19 protein-coding genes are annotated in these 16,622 nt (G+C 41.8%); 2 read left to right on the top strand and 17 right to left on the bottom strand.

Annotated elements, in window-relative coordinates; all coding sequences use genetic code 11:
• Positions 1-52: 52 nt before the first annotated feature.
• From DEAC_RS05950 to DEAC_RS05890, 13 genes are all read right to left on the bottom strand, one after another.
• Positions 53-601, bottom strand: a complete 549-nt coding sequence (locus DEAC_RS05950; protein WP_047809125.1) for a BMC domain-containing protein — start codon at positions 599-601, stop codon at positions 53-55.
• Between the two features lies 1 nt (position 602).
• The gene (locus DEAC_RS05945; RefSeq protein ID WP_047809124.1) at positions 603-1,931 is read right to left on the bottom strand and encodes a 4Fe-4S dicluster domain-containing protein; all 1,329 of its coding nucleotides are present in this window, start codon (positions 1,929-1,931) and stop codon (positions 603-605) included.
• A 24-nt stretch (positions 1,932-1,955) separates the two neighbouring features.
• A complete protein-coding gene (locus DEAC_RS05940; protein ID WP_047809123.1) occupies positions 1,956-2,216 on the bottom strand; it encodes a EutN/CcmL family microcompartment protein in 261 nt (86 codons plus the stop codon).
• Positions 2,213-2,518 (bottom strand): BMC domain-containing protein, encoded by a 306-nt coding sequence (locus tag DEAC_RS05935; protein ID WP_047809122.1) that lies wholly within the window; start codon positions 2,516-2,518, stop codon positions 2,213-2,215. Before DEAC_RS05935 ends, DEAC_RS05940 begins: the two co-directional genes overlap by 4 nt.
• A 17-nt stretch (positions 2,519-2,535) precedes the next feature.
• Positions 2,536-3,378, bottom strand: coding sequence for an ethanolamine utilization protein EutJ (gene eutJ, locus DEAC_RS05930; RefSeq protein WP_047809121.1), 843 nt, complete (start codon positions 3,376-3,378; stop codon positions 2,536-2,538).
• A complete protein-coding gene (locus DEAC_RS05925; protein WP_047809120.1) occupies positions 3,366-4,043 on the bottom strand; it encodes an ethanolamine utilization cobalamin adenosyltransferase in 678 nt (225 codons plus the stop codon). The genes eutJ and DEAC_RS05925 overlap by 13 nt, the downstream gene beginning before the upstream one ends.
• An 81-nt stretch (positions 4,044-4,124) precedes the next feature.
• Positions 4,125-4,571: a EutP/PduV family microcompartment system protein gene (locus DEAC_RS05920; protein WP_047809119.1), complete on the bottom strand. Its 447-nt coding sequence runs from the start codon at positions 4,569-4,571 to the stop codon at positions 4,125-4,127.
• Positions 4,568-4,918 (bottom strand): ethanolamine utilization microcompartment protein EutS, encoded by a 351-nt coding sequence (gene eutS, locus DEAC_RS05915; RefSeq protein WP_047809118.1) that lies wholly within the window; start codon positions 4,916-4,918, stop codon positions 4,568-4,570. Before eutS ends, DEAC_RS05920 begins: the two co-directional genes overlap by 4 nt.
• Positions 4,919-4,959: 41 nt before the next feature.
• Positions 4,960-5,940, bottom strand: coding sequence for a choline TMA-lyase-activating enzyme (gene cutD / locus DEAC_RS05910; RefSeq protein WP_047809117.1), 981 nt, complete (start codon positions 5,938-5,940; stop codon positions 4,960-4,962).
• 26 nt (positions 5,941-5,966) lie between these two features.
• Positions 5,967-8,516, bottom strand: coding sequence for a choline trimethylamine-lyase (cutC, locus tag DEAC_RS05905; protein WP_047809116.1), 2,550 nt, complete (start codon positions 8,514-8,516; stop codon positions 5,967-5,969).
• Positions 8,517-8,548: 32 nt separating this feature from the next.
• Entirely contained in the window at positions 8,549-10,048 is a 1,500-nt protein-coding gene (locus DEAC_RS05900) for an acetaldehyde dehydrogenase (acetylating) (RefSeq protein WP_053006295.1), read from the bottom strand.
• 47 nt (positions 10,049-10,095) lie between these two features.
• Positions 10,096-10,386, bottom strand: a complete 291-nt coding sequence (locus tag DEAC_RS05895) for a BMC domain-containing protein (protein ID WP_047809115.1) — start codon at positions 10,384-10,386, stop codon at positions 10,096-10,098.
• Between the two features lie 28 nt (positions 10,387-10,414).
• A complete protein-coding gene (locus DEAC_RS05890; protein ID WP_047809114.1) occupies positions 10,415-10,711 on the bottom strand; it encodes a BMC domain-containing protein in 297 nt (98 codons plus the stop codon).
• Between the two features lie 686 nt (positions 10,712-11,397).
• Between DEAC_RS05890 and DEAC_RS05885 the strand changes: the two genes are divergently transcribed.
• A complete protein-coding gene (locus DEAC_RS05885) occupies positions 11,398-13,461 on the top strand; it encodes a methyl-accepting chemotaxis protein (RefSeq protein WP_047809113.1) in 2,064 nt (687 codons plus the stop codon).
• Between the two features lie 188 nt (positions 13,462-13,649).
• Here the strand turns inward: DEAC_RS05885 and DEAC_RS24120 are convergent, their stop codons facing one another.
• The 3 genes from DEAC_RS24120 to DEAC_RS05870 form a co-directional block, all read right to left on the bottom strand.
• Positions 13,650-13,970 carry a hypothetical protein gene (locus DEAC_RS24120; RefSeq protein WP_242847084.1) on the bottom strand — a complete coding sequence of 107 codons (321 nt, stop codon included), beginning with the start codon at positions 13,968-13,970 and terminating at the stop codon, positions 13,650-13,652.
• Between the two features lie 226 nt (positions 13,971-14,196).
• Positions 14,197-14,856, bottom strand: a complete 660-nt coding sequence (locus DEAC_RS05875; protein ID WP_242847083.1) for a flagellar brake protein — start codon at positions 14,854-14,856, stop codon at positions 14,197-14,199.
• Positions 14,857-15,139: 283 nt separating this feature from the next.
• The gene (locus DEAC_RS05870) at positions 15,140-15,349 is read right to left on the bottom strand and encodes a DUF1657 domain-containing protein (protein ID WP_047809112.1); all 210 of its coding nucleotides are present in this window, start codon (positions 15,347-15,349) and stop codon (positions 15,140-15,142) included.
• 394 nt (positions 15,350-15,743) lie between these two features.
• On the opposite strand from DEAC_RS05870, the gene DEAC_RS05865 reads away from it, so the two are divergent.
• Complete coding sequence (locus DEAC_RS05865) at positions 15,744-16,271, top strand: DoxX family protein (RefSeq protein WP_047809111.1); 528 nt, start codon at positions 15,744-15,746, stop codon at positions 16,269-16,271.
• A 168-nt stretch (positions 16,272-16,439) separates the two neighbouring features.
• Here the strand turns inward: DEAC_RS05865 and DEAC_RS23815 are convergent, their stop codons facing one another.
• The gene (locus DEAC_RS23815) at positions 16,440-16,580 is read right to left on the bottom strand and encodes a hypothetical protein (protein ID WP_172408352.1); all 141 of its coding nucleotides are present in this window, start codon (positions 16,578-16,580) and stop codon (positions 16,440-16,442) included.
• Positions 16,581-16,622: the final 42 nt, after the last annotated feature.

Below are 16,622 nucleotides of genomic sequence, written 5' to 3'. Positions count from 1 at the left end.
TTTCACTGAATCTTTAAAATGCATACATTATATAGGAAGAAAAAATTCAGCTTTACAATAAAGAGCTCCATAATCGCTCAGATGGCGAAGGAATTACTTCCGTATCAACGAGCAATCCTTTTTCCAGAGCAATGGCTTTCCCAGCTTCAATACCGGCTTCTACTGCGGCAACATCTCCGGTGAAGGTGAAGTACGCTTTGCCGCCAAGTCCCCTGCCCAGGCGAAGTTCCAGAGCCTGAATATCGGCGGCTTTTAGGGCTGCATCAGCAGCGGTAATCATGGTTGCCATGGAAAATGACTCTATAATTCCAAGCGCACCAGTACCTTCCGGTACCGTTGTTGCCGTAATAGCCGGGAAAACCCCTTGATGAACATTGGGAAGAACAAAGCTATCAGCCAAATATTCTCCTGCTACAGCAACACCTGCACTAACAGAGCTTTCAACCGCTGCTACATCTCCGTGAACGATCGTGATATATTTGCCAGGACAGACAGAAGTAGCACTGGCCACGTCAACATAAGCAGTTTTGAGCATCTGGTCAGCTGCGAAAATTCCTCTTGCAATACTAGTAACCTCAATCATTCCAATTGCTCTAAACATACTAACCCACCTTTATTACAATAGCGTTATCGGTAATTTCCCTAACAGTACCTGCCAGGCTGGCATGAACTGAAGCCCCAAGACTGTTGTCGGGGATTTTCCCGATCATCTGACCGGCTTGAACTTGTTCACCTGCAGCAACTACTGGGATTGCCGGGGCTCCAATGTGCTGACGCAAAGCAATCGTCAGATAATGGGGCTGAAAATTGACGTTAGTCAGCGGAGCCGGTTTGTCAAACTCTGTTAAGCCAATTCTGGCAATGAGTCGTTTGGTTGGAATTAGGCGATAGTCTCTAGCCTCTCTCGGCTGAAATTCCATGGTTGTCGGTTGATATTTAATCCCCTGTTCTGCCAGCTTGCCTTTGAAATAACGATTAATAGACCTGGGGTGGAGATTTGCCGGACAGGAGAATAATTCGCAGGCATTGCATTCACAACACAATAAAGCAATTTGTTGTTCTTTAACATCTTCGAGATTGTAGTTCAAAGCCCGCATAACTTTATGAGGCTGAAGATTATGACCTAAGAGATAACGCGGGCACAAGTCGGTACACATTCTACATTGCTCACAAGCCGTTTTGCTGATAACCCGTGCTTGATCGAGATTGACTGACTTCTTGCGCATGAGAAAATGATCTTTTTTCAGCAAAACATAGCCTTTACTTTTCTTGGTGACATGACCATCCAAGGTCTTAAGAATAGACCCCATCATGGGGCCTCCATCAATAACAGCATAGTCTTCTAAATTGTCTATGCCGCATTGATTGAAGAGCTCACGGATTGGCAAACCGACGGGTACTTTGACAGTCAGACGCTGAGGTATATCCCCTGCGACTGTGATATAGGTTTCCGTCACAGGTTTTCCGGACATGGCATTAAATACGTTGAGTGCGGTTTCAGCATTGATTACAACACACCCAACTTTCAAAGGGATAGACGTTTCCGGAACAATTCGCCGGGTTAACTCATGAACCAAAACCTGTTCATCTCCGGCGGGATAAATATCCCGAAGTTCCATAACTTCCAGGTAACTTTCAAGGCCCTGAGCAGCGATTCTTGCACGCATGTGGGCGATAACTTCTTTATGTTTGCCTTTAATCCCGATAATAGCCTTTCTGGCCTCAATATATCTTCCTGCTGCAGCTAATCCCATGATGATTTCATCGGCGCACTGAACCATCAGTTGTTGATCCACCCGCAAAAGAGGTTCACATTCAGCACCATTGAGCAAGATATACTCTGCTTTCGAAGTTAGCTTGGCATGAGTTGGAAATCCAGCTCCTCCTGCCCCTATAACTCCTGCATCCCTAATCATGTCCAGAAGATCCAACGTTCTCCACCTCCGAATTATTTGTTAAAATGTACAATCTTCATCTATAATTCCTGTAATAACGGCGTCAATAGGCGTATCGTCACGGTCCAGCATTTTACGCGCAGAACTGCCTGTACAAACCAGTACACGTTCACCAATTCCGGCACCGATAGTATCGGCGGCGATCAGGAGTCGACCGGCATCAATTCCTCCCAGAACTTCAACCAGCATAAATTTCAATCCACGGAGCGAATCGGCTTTTCGAGTCGCCCATATGTTATCAATTACTTTTGCTGCTATCACTGCATTTCACCTGTTTTATTTAGTTTGTCTCGTATTTCTTGAATGGCTGCTTCCACTGATGCCGTATCCCCGAAAAGGGCAATCATGATCAGATGCTGCGGACAATGCCCCTTGATATCTTCCACGACAACTCCTGCAGCTTTTTCTGCGATATCGGCAGCATACACCATATCAATGAGTCGTCCCTGAACTAAGCCTACAGCATCGTAATTCTCAATCGTGACAGATGAGGCAGAGCCTTTGCGTCGAAAAAGCATCTCCAGAGTTCCTTGAGAAGGAGATTTAATAATCCGATAGTCCATAGAGAAACCGCTCCTGTCTATTGAATTTCCTGTGTGCAGTTCAGAGCAATTCCCAAGGGGGTGACAAACATAGGATTTTGCGGTTTGTAGGTTGGAAGCTTTGTTTGTTTGGCAATAATCGTTTCGATTCCTGCCAAACAGCAGGTTCCGCCAACCAGATAGATTTCTTTGACCGAATATTCCTGGACATGACGATTAATAATGGAAGAGACTTTTTCAATAACCGGCCTTAAGACCGGAATCAATTCCCGGTGATTTTGCGGATTCCGTTTATACTGTTCCGCCTCGTCAAAGCTTAGTTTATAAGCCCCGGCAATAACCAAGGAAAAATGGGTGCCGCCCGTAGGTTCATCGGCTACATAGATCACTTCACCGTCTTTTAAAATAGCAATCCCTGTCGTTCCACCGCCAATATCAACAATTGCCCCATTTTTAATCTTTAGTACTGCATTGGCCGCAGTCGGTTCATCTAATAATTTGGTGATCTCAAAACCGGCACCTTGGACAACATGCTTAATGGCCCCTGAATCTAAAGTAAAGGTTCCCGGTGGCAGGGCCGCCGAAGCAAAAATCAGTTCAGTTCCCAGCTTTTCTTCGAGTTCTTGCTTTAATTCTTTAACGATACGAATCGCACCAATATAATCAACAATCATCCCGTCTTTAACCACATTGGCAAAGCGGTACGCCCCGGCAACAGGCTGATAATTCTCATTCAAAACTGCTAAGACGATATAGGCAGTTCCCAAATCAATCCCTGTATAATAGACGTTAGATTTCTTAATCAAAGGCTTGGCAATGACTTTCTCAAAATCACGAACAAGTTGATCGCATTCTTGAAACGCAGAATTTACGGTTTGCATTTCTGTCCTCCCAGACATTTCCACATCATTATGCAGAGTATGTTAATGATCACACTGACAGTTTCAATCAGATCTTGACGCGAACAAACTTCTTGCTCTTCAAGCCAATATGCTTCTAAAATGGCTGGTTCAAGCTCACTGAGTGAAGCGCGTAAATAATTTAACAAAGTAACCGTTTTGCCATTGGCCAACCGAGAGTGAAATTCATTAATCTCCAATAATTTCACTAAATTGTCGGCGCAATTTTTAATTTCCTCTTCCGACCAGTCCCAGAATTTTATCGGATCTGGGGGAAAGCCTTGAAGTTCAGCATTTTTTACATTGCGGAAACACTTTTCCAGTTCTATAACTTCCTCGGCCAACATGGCGTCGCCGGACATTAGCTCGGCTGCAACCAGTAGGAAAAGAGATTCGAGGGTGTCCATCGTACTCCGTAATCTCTGTATACAGCAGCTTTTCAGTCCTTGATCTCCCATCCCTTTGTTACGTCTCACACTTATCCCATCATTACTTTGAGCCTCTTGATGCTGTACCAACTTGATACCTCTGTCCACCAAAAACTGACGAGCACCTGGAGTGATCTTTATAGACGATTCCAAAGAGTAGGTGGTAAAAGGCTCTTTTTGATATAAATCGCGTAATTCCATCTCAGTTATAAATTTCATGGCCTCACCCACTTTCAGAAATCTCAATTCGGCACCCGATCCATTGTTGCACTACAGACACTGCTCATTATCACCTAAAATTTATTTCTTCTGATCAACAAGCCGCAAATGTGTTTTTAAGGCCGCTGCCCCCGTATTATCATTCAGCGAAACCAAGAAATACGGTTCGGAAACTCCAATACCTGATAGCTTCTGTGTGCACAAATTAACATTTTCCAGGCCCAAGTCTTTCTTGGTAATCACGCCAACAACAGGACAAGTAAAGGTCTTGGCGAATCCAGGCGGATAAACATCAACAGGTCTTGATGAATCAAGCAGAATAAGCACATGGGATGCCGTTTGAGCAGTGGCAATCAAATATTTATACATAGAAGCGTTTTCAATATAGGAACCAGGTGTATCGATGGTGTTTTTTCCATAAATAACATCCTGGGTTTTTCTTAAGGGTCTATCAGTGTCATTCAAGAGATTAGCCAGAGTAGATTTGCCTGCTTGAGTCGGTCCAACGACCATAATGCGTTTCTTCATGTACGTGTAATCCTCGCAGGAGTAAAGCCCAACAACTTTTCCAGCGTCTCATTAATGGCAGTCATAGCTGCTTCAACACTAGCCACATCGCCGGATATAACCAAGGAGCCGGTGAAACGATCCAAAAAACCGATCTCTACGTCAGACGTCTTGGTCGCAATATCTCCGGCAATAATTGCTGTCTCACTAGGAGTAAGAGTCGCAATTCCGATGGCTCCCCGCTCTTCAATTCCCAGACGTTCGTATAATTCCTGAACGGGAGAAGCTATAATATGAGCCAGCGTAACTTGCTTGCCAGGCACATATTCCTGAATTATACGTTTTCGCTCAAACTCGTCTGCACTCATAACATCCCTCTGTCCTGACGGCCTAAACACTCTAAGCCCTTTTAATGCTTCACTATTTTAGCCTCTAGGTCGTAATCTTTTATCACAGCAGCTATTGACTCTAATTCTTCTTCTTTAAAACTCAAGTCTTCAGTAATAGGGTAATTCATCGCCAATTGCTTGTATTTGTTAATGCCCAATTTATGATAGGGCAGCAAATCAATACCTCGAAAATTTTTACGTTTATTAAAGGGCTGTAAGAATTTCATAGTTCGCTGAATTGTATCTAGACTATCGTTCATTCCGCGAATCAGCGGCATTCTGATTTTTACATTAAAGCCGCGGCGCAGGAGCTCACCTAAGTTTTCTAGAATGCGTTCATTGCGTACTCCTGTCAGCTCATAATGTTTTTCAGAGTCAATATGCTTAATATCAAAGAGAATCAAATCTGTAAATTGGGCCACTTTGAGCAGCGAATCCAGTTTGGCATAACCGCAGGTTTCAATCGCCGTATCAATTCCCATATTCTTACATTCCATGAGGAGATTGGCGGCAAATTCAGGCTGCATTGTAACCTCGCCGCCCCCAAGAGTGACGCCTCCCCCAGAACTTAGGTAAAAGAGAGAATCTTGCTGAATAACTTCTAAAATTTCGGAGATTGATTTATCCGCGCCGGCGATTGACAACGCTTTTTGCGGACATATGGTCTCACACTTGCGGCAGCCTCTGCAAGTAAGGCTTCTGTTGACGTCATGCCTCGGCCTCTCGTTGTGGAATTGCGGCTCATCCTCTGCCTTAATGAAATAATGGATATTCTCCGGACAAACTGAGACACAACTTCCGCAATGCACGCACAAATCTTCCATGTACATGACCTGAAATTTTCGTTCGAGTCCCTCCGGATTTGAACACCATTGGCATCTTAGGGGACAGCCTTGGAAAAAGATTAAGGTTCGAATGCCTGGCCCGTCATAGATGGAATACTTCTGAACATTGAAGATCCTCGCTTTGCGCTCTAAGATGCCGGTTGATTCTGTACTCATAATTTTATAGTTCCTTTAAACTGTTCTTAAAAATGATCCAAAACGGTCCTGCTGATAATCTCATCCTGTACTTCTTTGCACAGTTCGACAAAGTAGGCGCTGTACCCGGCAACACGAATGATTAAGTCTCTGTATTTCTCAGGTTCCAATTGAGCTTTCTTCAACACTTCATTGTCGACATAGCTGAATTGCATCTCTCCGTTGCCGAGAATCGAGGCTGTCCTGAGCAGCGTAATCAGGCCGTTTTCTCCTTCCGGGGTTTCCAGAATGCCGCGTAAAAGTTTAAAGTTATGGACCATGCCAATGTTCATAGCATCATTATTCAGCTTGCTAACGGATTTAATAATGGCTGTGGGACCTAATTTATCCGCTCCTTGGGTCGGGCTGATTCCATCAGACAATGGGGTCCAAGCTAATCGGCCGTTAGGAGTTGCGCCTGTAATTTCTCCGATGGGAGTATTGTTAGAAATTGAAAGAGTACCATGACTTAAGAAGGAATATAACATTTTAAAGGAATTGTGAACCCGTTCTGTCCAAGAGATAATATCCGAGGCAATATTGTCTGCGTAGTCGTCGTCATTCCCGTATTTCGGCGCATTCAGGCAATCCGTACGCAAGGCTTCATACCCATTAAAATTGGAATTTAGGGCATCACGAATCTGTTTTAGGGTATATTTCTTCTCGTCATAGACGAGTTTTTTAATGGCTGCCATTGAATCTGCGTAGGTTCCTAACCCAGAGAAAATCAAACCAGGTCCATAGTTAACCAACGCTCCACCATTGGTCACATCGGTGCCTTTTTCCATGCAGCCTTCTACAAGCAGGGACATCAACGGTTTAGGAACAAGTTCTCTATGAACACGTTGACTGATAACTGTACCGATAGCTGATAAGCGGATAATATGCTCAATTTGCTTTTTACAGGCAGCATCAAATTCTTCGTAGGTGCTAAAACTATCGAGGTCTCCTGTGTCAAGCCCTTCCATTGTTCCATGCCATTTCATCATGCCGCGGTTCAAGACAAATTCGATCGCGATCGGCCATTGAGTATACCCGGTAGACGTCCATTGATAGATTCGGCCCGACTTTTGTGGTTCAACACACCCCATCAAACAGTAGTCACGAGCATCTTCAATATTGAAACCCTTAGCAAGCATCATCTTGATATGGGTATCATCAAAGTGACAGGCAGGAAAGCCAAGGCCTGCTTTAACAACGTCCACAATTTTCTTTAAATACTCATGGGGTGATTTATTGTGAATCCGACAGGCAAGAGCCGGTTGATACATCCTGGTAATCCGAACAGCATCCATGATCAGATAGGTTAAATCATTCGTCGCATCACCGCCGGTTCTTTTCTGACCGCCCACGGTACAGTTAATAAAGGGTTGATAGCCTGCGAAGTATTTCGCACCCATTTCACTGGACAGCCACATAACTTCAGCACACTTAATAATGAAACAGCTTACTAATTCAAAGGCTTGTAATTTGTTCAGGCGTCCTTCTTCCATATCGGCTTTGTACATAGGGTAAATATATTGATCCAAACGTCCAAGAGAAATTCCTGTCTGGTTTTCTTCCACCATAAAGAGGGATTCCAGCGTCCAGACCGACTGAAGTGCTTCCTGGAAGGTTCGCGGCGGATTAGCAGGCACATAGGTCAAAACCTCAGAGATCTTATAAAGTTCTTTTTTACGTTCTAAATCTTCTTCCCTGTCAGCCAGTTCCCGGGCATGGTCTGAGAGACGTTTGGCGTAGGCTAATATTCCGTCACAAGTTTCAATTTCCGCTTTGTAGAAATAAATTTTATCAATGTCATCAGGATTTTCCATGGACAATTTATTTAATTGATCAACGGCCTCTTGCCTTGCACCATTAATTCCCTTTTTAATAAGGATAATATCGTAACCGGGACAGGTATCTCCCCCACCGTTAAGTTGATGATAGGAAAGGTCGCTAACATAGGCTTCGCCGGAAAACGACCAGACACCGGCCTCTTCATACTGCGTCTGGCAAATTTCATCAACACTTTTACCTTCCCAGAAAGGAAAAATTTCCTCCCGTAAAACACGCTTATCCTCTTCACTGATTTGAAAAGGATCCTGCGGTCTCGTCGCCATTGTATCCAGCTCATCCCGAACCCATCGCCAAGCAATATCCGGAGAAATGGCACCTGTGCGAGGTTTTCCGCAAGGATGCCCAACAATCAGCTCATCCTTTTGAATTAATAAAGGAGCTGTCTCACAAGCTCTTCGAAAGCATTTAGCCCTCAGCAAAATTTTAGGCATGCCCGGATTTTCTTTGGCTACTTGCGTAAAAGCTCTGGCACGATAAATGCTGACACTGGGTTTTGCTTTTAGATAAGCATCGCGCAACCGTTTCAAACGCGGCGTTAAGCTAGTAATTTCTCCTGCAAATACAGGCGATTTTGGTTCACTTGCCAAAAAAGGCTTAGGTTTGTTGACAGTTAATTCCTTGGAAATCCCCTCAAACAGTTTCATGATGGCCGCCTTTTCATCCGAAGACAAGTTTTTGGTGGCATCGGCAAATTTGGTTGAAAAGTCTTTTGGATTCAAACTATGGTCCTCCCTTATACTTACTTAAACCTTTAACGGGCAGCAAGCTGCTCCAGCAATTTTTCCAGCAGAGCTTTCAAATCCTGTGAAGGGTCCCTAGAACTCTTCACAGGGAAACAATGTCCGCTGATCGTCTCTGAATTTTCCCTCTCTATTGCACCCCTGGCGATATCTTCCAAAGCCCTAACGCCGTAACCGACCTTGCGGATATTAATCAAGTTCATTGGCGAAACATTATCAGAAGTGAAACCGCCGCCGGCTGTACCGCAGCCCAATGTCATGGCCGGAAAAAGATTGGTTGTCGCTCCAATCCCCCCCAATGTGGCAGGCGTATTGACCAAGAGTCTGGAAACCGGTTTTTTCAGAGCAAACTCTCGAATCACAGTCACATTGCGAGAATGGATAACAAGAGTATGACCCTTTCCTTCATTTAGCAACAATTCAATACATTTTTCACAGGCATTAAGCCAATCCTTTTCAACGTAAAAAGCCAGCACCGGGCAGAGTTTTTCTTTCGAGTAGGGATTGGAATCCGAGACATATTTCTGTTCGGAAATTAAGACTTTTGTTTCTTCAGGAACACACATTCCGATTTTCTCTGCTATCTCGACAGCTGATTTACCGACAATTTCCGGATTAATACTGCCATCCGGGCACAGGAAAAGCTTGCTGAGCTCTTCTGACTCTCCTTCGGAGAGAAAACAAGCCCCATTATTTCTCAGCTCTTGTCTAACTTCCCCTGCGATACATTCCTCGACCACAATTGATTGTTCTGAGGCAGAGATGATGCCATTGTCAAAGGTTCTGCTGGCAATAATATCTGATACCGCTTGCTTAATATCGGCAGTACGCTCAATAAATGCCGGCCCATTGCCCGGTCCTCCGTAAATAACGGGTTTTCCCGAAGAATAGGCAGCAGCAACCATTTTAGGTACACCTGTAACCAGAATCAAAGCGGTATCTTTATGATTCATCATTTCAACTGTGCCCGATACAGTAACCGTCCTTAAATATCCGATTGCTCCCGAGGGCAAACCGTTAGCTTCAGCCGTCCGTATCAGTATTTCAAGAGTTTTGGAAATGGTCTTTTGGGCCCTGGGATGAGGTGAAAAGACAATCGAATTACCCGATTTGACGGCAATCAAGGCTTTATAGACCGTTGTTGATACCGGATTTGTCGAAGGAGGCAAGGCAGCAATAACACCCATGGGAACGCCAATATCCATGGTCTTGTTGACTTTGTCTTCTGCAATGATACCAACGACGTTCATATCTCTGATTTTCTTAAAAAGATAGTCGCTGGCGAAGACATTTTTAAGATACTTATCCTGCCATTTACCAAACCCCGTTTCCTCGGAGGACATCACCGCAAGTTCCCGGGCACAGTTTAAAACTTCCGCAGCCATAGCTCCCACAATTTTGTCCAGTTTTTCCTGTGGGAATGCTGCCAAAGATTTCTGTGCCTCTCGCGCACTTTCCACCAGTATTCGGGCTTCCTGGATGGAAAGTAAATCCTGGTCGATCCGCTCCATATCCTCGCCTCCTTTCTCTATCCAAGTAAAAAGCAACGGTCATCCGTTCACCAATCTATAACGTGCTTAGCGACAATTTTTTCAACATCCGGATGAGGGTTGGCAATAACATTAGTACTATAAATCTTACCTACTTTTTCGGCTGCTTTAACGCCAGCCTCAACCGCGGTTCTCACAGCCCCAACATCACCACGTACTACCACAGAAATTAATCCGGAAGCTACATTCTCATATCCAACCAGTTCTACGTCTGCTGCCTTGCACATCGCATCTGCAGCCTCAAGTATCGATACAAGTCCATAGGTCTCTATAAATCCCAAGGCATCATTTCTCTCCATGCAATTCCCCTTTTTCAAGTAATTCATGTCAGTTATCAATATCATGCCGGGAAACAATTTTCCCTACTCGGCTTATGGGGCGCGGGATAACGTGTGCAGCAACCATTTCACCAATGGCAGCTGCCGCTGCTGCCCCTTGTTCCACTGCAGACCTTACTGCGGCAACATCACCTTTCACCATGACTGTGACAAGACCTGAACCCATATTTTCATAAGAAACAAGAACAACATCGGCAGTTTTACACATGACATCTACGGCTTGAATGGCTGGGACCATCCCTCTTGTTTCGACAAGACCCAAGGCTTCTTCTCCGAAATATTCCATGGAACTACTCCTCATTTAAATATGCAGAAAACTTACAAAGGTTATCTGCTTTCGTTAATACATTAGTTCAAAAATACATTAGCTCTAATTGCAATTTGCTTTTAAATTTAATAATGGGTTTAGAGTATTAAGCGATTTTGATAGGCCTAGAATGTACTATTTCTAAGACTTTAAAGACTTTAAAAACTTTGGATTCGACAATATTCTTTGCAGATAATTATATTACCTCCGGATAAAACTGTAATATACCAAACAGCTATAGGGGATATAAGGAAGACGTAATACGCTATACCCTTTTCAGCCGCCCGACGACATGCTCACTAAGATGTTTATCCAATTTTTAAGGCCCCACTTCTATAAGTGGGGGTGTCTTCGTTAAATTCAGGTGGGGTAGAGTCCTCCTTCGCCGCTAAGTAATCCTATTGGGAAAGGCGGCTCGGCAATAATGTCCAGTGGACATTATTGTATCTGAAGCCCCGATGCTCAGCTTTAGCGTAAGCGAGTTCACTAGCTCTTATCTGTGGTTCAAATCATGAAATATAAGGTATAGGTAACTTCGAATTAACCCAGAATTAACTCAAAATCAAGAAATTTATATTGAATTTTGCCGAAAATTAAGGTATTGTGTTTGATAAACGTAAAACTACATAATTCTTTATAAAATAATATAGAAAGAGGGTTCATGGATGAAATTAAAAAGTATCCAATCTAGGTTTCTAGTGATCTCTTTATCAATTATTATTATCGCCCTGGCAACGGTTGGCTCTATTGCCAGTTACGAAGTAACAACCCAAGCAAAAAGTGATTATTTTAACAATTCCAACGAACAGATGAAAATTGCTGCCAATTCAATTCAAATTTTTTATGACCGGATCGATAAAGATATCAATATGATGGCCTCCAATCCCTTAGTCATGGAAGCAAATGAAGGAAATATAACCTCATATGCTAATAACAATCAGTCGGTTAACATGACACCTTCCAAAAACGGAGGTTTGGAACAACAAATTTATGAAGTTTTTGATCAGTATGCTAAAAGTCATCCCGGAACAATGTATGTGTATTTCGGTACGAAAAATGGTGCTTATCTCCAATGGCCTGAAACAAGCATCTCGGCCAAATTTAATCCTCCTGAAAAAGACTGGTATAAAACCGGTTTAAGCGGCAATGGGGCTATCGTTAGAACGGCTCCCTATGTGGATGGCATTTCTCATCAAATGATTACCAGCAACGTTAGGTCCTTTACCGATGCTAAGGGAAACCTCATCGGAACAATCGGAATTGATGTTCAGCAATCTGTGATCAGCAGCATGTTAAGTTCTATGAAACCTGGCAAGACAGGCTATTACATGATAGTTCATAACACTGGTGTTATCTTAGCTGATGGCAATAATGCCAAAAATAATTTCAAAAAATTATCTGATGTTAAGATACCGGGCTTGGAAAATCTCCTTGCCAAAGACTTAAAGCCCTTTGATGTCAATATCAATGGCACAATGTACATAGTTAATCCCTACAAAGTTACCGGCACAGACTGGATTTTAGCGTCATTTATGGCTGAAAGCGAATTAAATCAAGGCGCTAAAAAAATATCGTTTATGGTTTTAAGTATTTCCGTTATTATGCTGCTGATTACAATATTGTTAATCACTATAACTACTAAACGAATAACTACTCCTATCATAAAGTCCGCGGAGTATTTAGAAATTGTTGCCAGCGGAGACTTTACTCGGGATATTGATCCTAAATACCTGGCTCGATCCGATGAAATTGGCTCAATCACAAACGCTATAAATGATATGAAAAATTCCATCAAACATTTGATCAATAGTATTCGAGATGAATCGGCTGTGATTGAACAAGAAGTTCAGGATGTAATGAATAACGTTATTGTCTTAGCTGAAAACTTCGAAGAAATATCGTCTACAACAGAAGAGTTAGCAGCAAGTATGGAAGAAACATCAGCATCTTCAGAGGAGATGGCTGCAACTTCACAAGAAATACAAAAATCCGTACAGTTAATTGCTCAGAAATCTCACGAAGGTGCCCTTTCAGCGGGGAAAATTGCAGAAAGAGCAGAAGATACTAAGAGAAATGTTGATACCGCCCAACAGAAAGCCTATAATGTATTTTTAGGAACTAAGGAAACGTTAGAACAGGCAATCGTCGAATCAAAAGTTGTTGATCAAATTAACCTCTTAACCCAATCGATTATGCAAATAACTGAGCAAACAAACTTGCTTGCCTTAAATGCTGCGATTGAAGCTGCCAGGGCTGGTGAAGCGGGCAGAGGTTTCTCTGTGGTATCTGACGAAATAAGAAAACTTGCTGAGCAGTCAAAAGGCGCTGTCATGGAAATACAAGAGGTTACCACAAAAGTCACAAACTCTGTTAATAATCTCTCGAGTAATTCCGATAATTTACTTTCCTTTGTTTCTGACGACGTAACTAATGATTATAAGGTTATGCTCAATGTAGCTGGAAAATATAGAGAAGATGCCAACTTTGTCGATGAACTTGTTGCTGAATTCAGTGCAACATCTAAGGAGCTTATGAATTCGATCCAAAATATCTTGGCTGCAATAGATGGAATTGCTAATGCTGCTAATGAAGGGGCTATCGGAATCACCAACATTGCAAATCGAGCCGCTGAAGTAAAAAGCAAGTCTGATGAAGTCAAACAACAAGTAGTTAGGACTAAAGAAAGTACAAATAAATTAAAAGAAGAAATTAAGAAATTCCAATTCTAGGAATTAAAATTACCCCATATCAATTCCTCCCATTCAAGTTTTCCCTTTTCGAACCCTCAAGACAAATGATCTCCCCCCTCTTCTCCCTAGTTATACCATTTTCCGAAAACGACAAAAAACCGCCAGATATCTTACGATTTCTGGCGGTTTACTGTTTACACAATTCCTATTTTTTAATAACTGATAATCTAATAACTAATATATTGAAGATTAATGACTGGAATCCTGACCACAGATTGAATGCCATCGATTGGGTTGCCTACATTGGAAAACAGTTGAGCATTCGTTAAGAATAATACTCCATCAATAACTCCGCCATAATTTCCAACCCATTCACTTGATCCAAGTCCAACTACGACTCTTGCTCCGATAGGAAGAGTGTCAAATAATATACATACATTCGGATATGGCGGAGTTCCGACTGGCGGATAAGGAACATGAGACCAGCGAACTGTTGGCGGCAGCGGAGTATGCGGAACATAAGGCGGATAAGGCGGCAGTTTTAACATTTAGATCCCCTCCTCTAAAGATAGGCCTAAAATGGCCTGCATAAGAGGATTAGGAGGGGGGCCGGGAATTTGATCAGATTAAGAGTTTTTGGGATTAAGGACTTTTTCTTGTTTCCTTTCTTGTATTAGTATATAGTATGAATCTTGTCCAAAAGGTGTCAAACTTTATAACAATAACCTCAAAAATAATCAAAATCACTCATTGAAAAGCAATGAGTGATTTTGATTATTCTAATCCTTTCTTACGCATCGTTCTTTGTTTTTCAAAAACGCTGCGGATGATCCGATCTCGACTCCGCTCCGATATTTCTATAAATTCCGCCGAGACACAATATCGTTGTAGATTTCTTTCCTCAGTCTCTTCAATTCGGAGAACCTGAACCTTAGTTTGCACACGTCCATCGGTTAAGTCTAAAGAAACATTGAGTATAGCTTGATCCTCCACAAGTTCTTCCGTTAAAAAGCGTATCCCGCCGCCGCTAAAATCTAGCATGGTTCCTTTGAAGTCATCGCTAAACCCTTCAAGTGTTACTATTTGAAAGATGAAAGGGTAGATAGCTGTAACTCGAACATAATTACGCCGCTGAACCTTTACAATAGTTTCCGGCAACTCTAAAAGAAGCATATGAATCGGAACTGCTATTTTTTGTTTGATCTTCGTTGCAAAGGAATAGGCAGATACTTCATCCCAAAATATTAGTTTTAAGTTCGTCCCAATACGCAAGGGAACAATGTTACTCTTTTCAAAAGGTGTCCCTACTGCTATGATTGTTTCTCCCACTTCTTCAATGCGAGTCCGATATTTTCCGGCGTACTCCCCTTCAGGTACAACAATATCAACTCGAAGTCCCGGCAAAAGTTTCATCTTAAATTGGCTAATTTTCAAATCGTCACCTTCTTATAATTGTCCCCTCACGAGAACCTTTTTAATAAGTATTCCACATATTTACTATATTTCCTCTGTAAGGTTGATAATTGTGATAAAAAATTAAAGCGTTTAAATCTGACACTTTCTGTTCCTGCTAATAATAGGAGAAGTGGGAGTATTACAATTGTATAAAAACTGGTGATTTAATTCACAAAAATATTTTGTTTGCAGCTCATTAATAAAAGCCGCTAATATGAATGCGGCTTATATCTTTATGAACGTATAATCAATCGATTCTGTTTTAACTTAGGGGCTTGTTCATGCTGTTATTCTGAGTTACATAGGCTAAACGCCCTCTAAGTTGTGTAACATGACGCTGCATGTCACTCGACATCTCCTTAAACATTTGTTTAGCTGACTCATCCAAAGTTGAGGTGGAGAAGGTTTCGTAGGTTCCTAGTGCCGATTGTGCCGCAGCTACAGCCTTTTCTAAATCTGCTTGAACAGTCATAGGTTAATCCCTCCTAATCATTTGAAATTATTATGTACAGTAGTTCTTTTATTTACTCAAAAAACTTATGGCAGAAATTGTTTCTCTTGAAACTTTCTTTCACTCTGATCAGATTCAAACGGCATCAAGGCGTAAAATTGCACATTTTCTTTTAAATTATTAAATATTTTATAGGTTTATAATTTAATAAAAAGCAATTAACTTCTTATTTGTGAATTTTTTTCATATTAATATCCTAGAACTCCTTTATAATAAATTGATAGTCAAATGTAGGTTGTATCTAATTGTATAATTTTGTTTTTTATGCAATAAATAATGTATTGATAGGGTTTTAATTTTATGTTAGTATGGTCAAGTTAGATTTTAAGTTTTTAATCAAGGAGGCCTTCATAAAATGAACTCATACGTTGATACTGTTAAAAATGAAATGCGTGATTGGAAAAAGGCTGTTTTTGTTATTATCTTCACAGTTGCTCGAATTATTTATGGTTTTGCTTGGGTTCAAGCTGGTTGGGAAAAAGCCACTTCAGGCTGGCTTAACTTTGCCGGAGGCCATGCAAAGGGGCTTATAGCGGGGATGGCTGCCAACATGCTGCCACCTAAAGCTCATGGTTTTGATCCTCTTTATATCAATAAATTATGGGCATGGGTTGCAGTTCACATCTTTAATGGCATGCCTGGTGTAACTGATTTCTTAGTCCCTCTCTGTGAAATAGCCGTTGGTATTGGGATGATCATCGGCTTCAGGCTCTTATGGGTTGCACTTCTTGGACTCTTTCTCAATGTACAGTTTATTACCGCTGGTTCCGGTAACAACTTCGGCTATATTTGGACAAATATTATTGTCATGAATTTTGCCAAATATTTTGAGTTAATTGGTTTAAGCGGATATCTCAAGTCTAAAAAAGAGCAAAGATCATAGGTGGCGACCGAAGAATCTGTCTTTGCTGTTATCAGCTTGAACAAGCAATGGCAAAAGGGATCATCAAAAACTTTAAAAAAGTTTCTGATGATCCCTACTTTTTCAGTCTTCATAATACAATGTTCCTGGCAATTTTCCTTTTCATTAAAGGGAAGATATCAAGGGATTTTAAACCAACTGATCAAGCCACTGAAAATATTCATTCTCTAATTGACCAAGCGTATACTCATTTCTCGCATCTCTGAGTTGTTTATTAAGGCTGCATTTATCCGCATCGCGAAGTAAAACGATTCTCATTGGTGCATCCACAAGTACTCCCCCTTATTATATATTTAGGATTAACATGTCAGC

Origin of the sequence: Desulfosporosinus acididurans, assembly GCF_001029285.1 — a bacterium.
GTDB classification, from domain to species: domain Bacteria; phylum Bacillota; class Desulfitobacteriia; order Desulfitobacteriales; family Desulfitobacteriaceae; genus Desulfosporosinus; species Desulfosporosinus acididurans.
The sequence above is the reverse complement of the archived record's forward strand: the minus strand, read 5'-3'. Positions and strand labels throughout refer to the sequence as shown.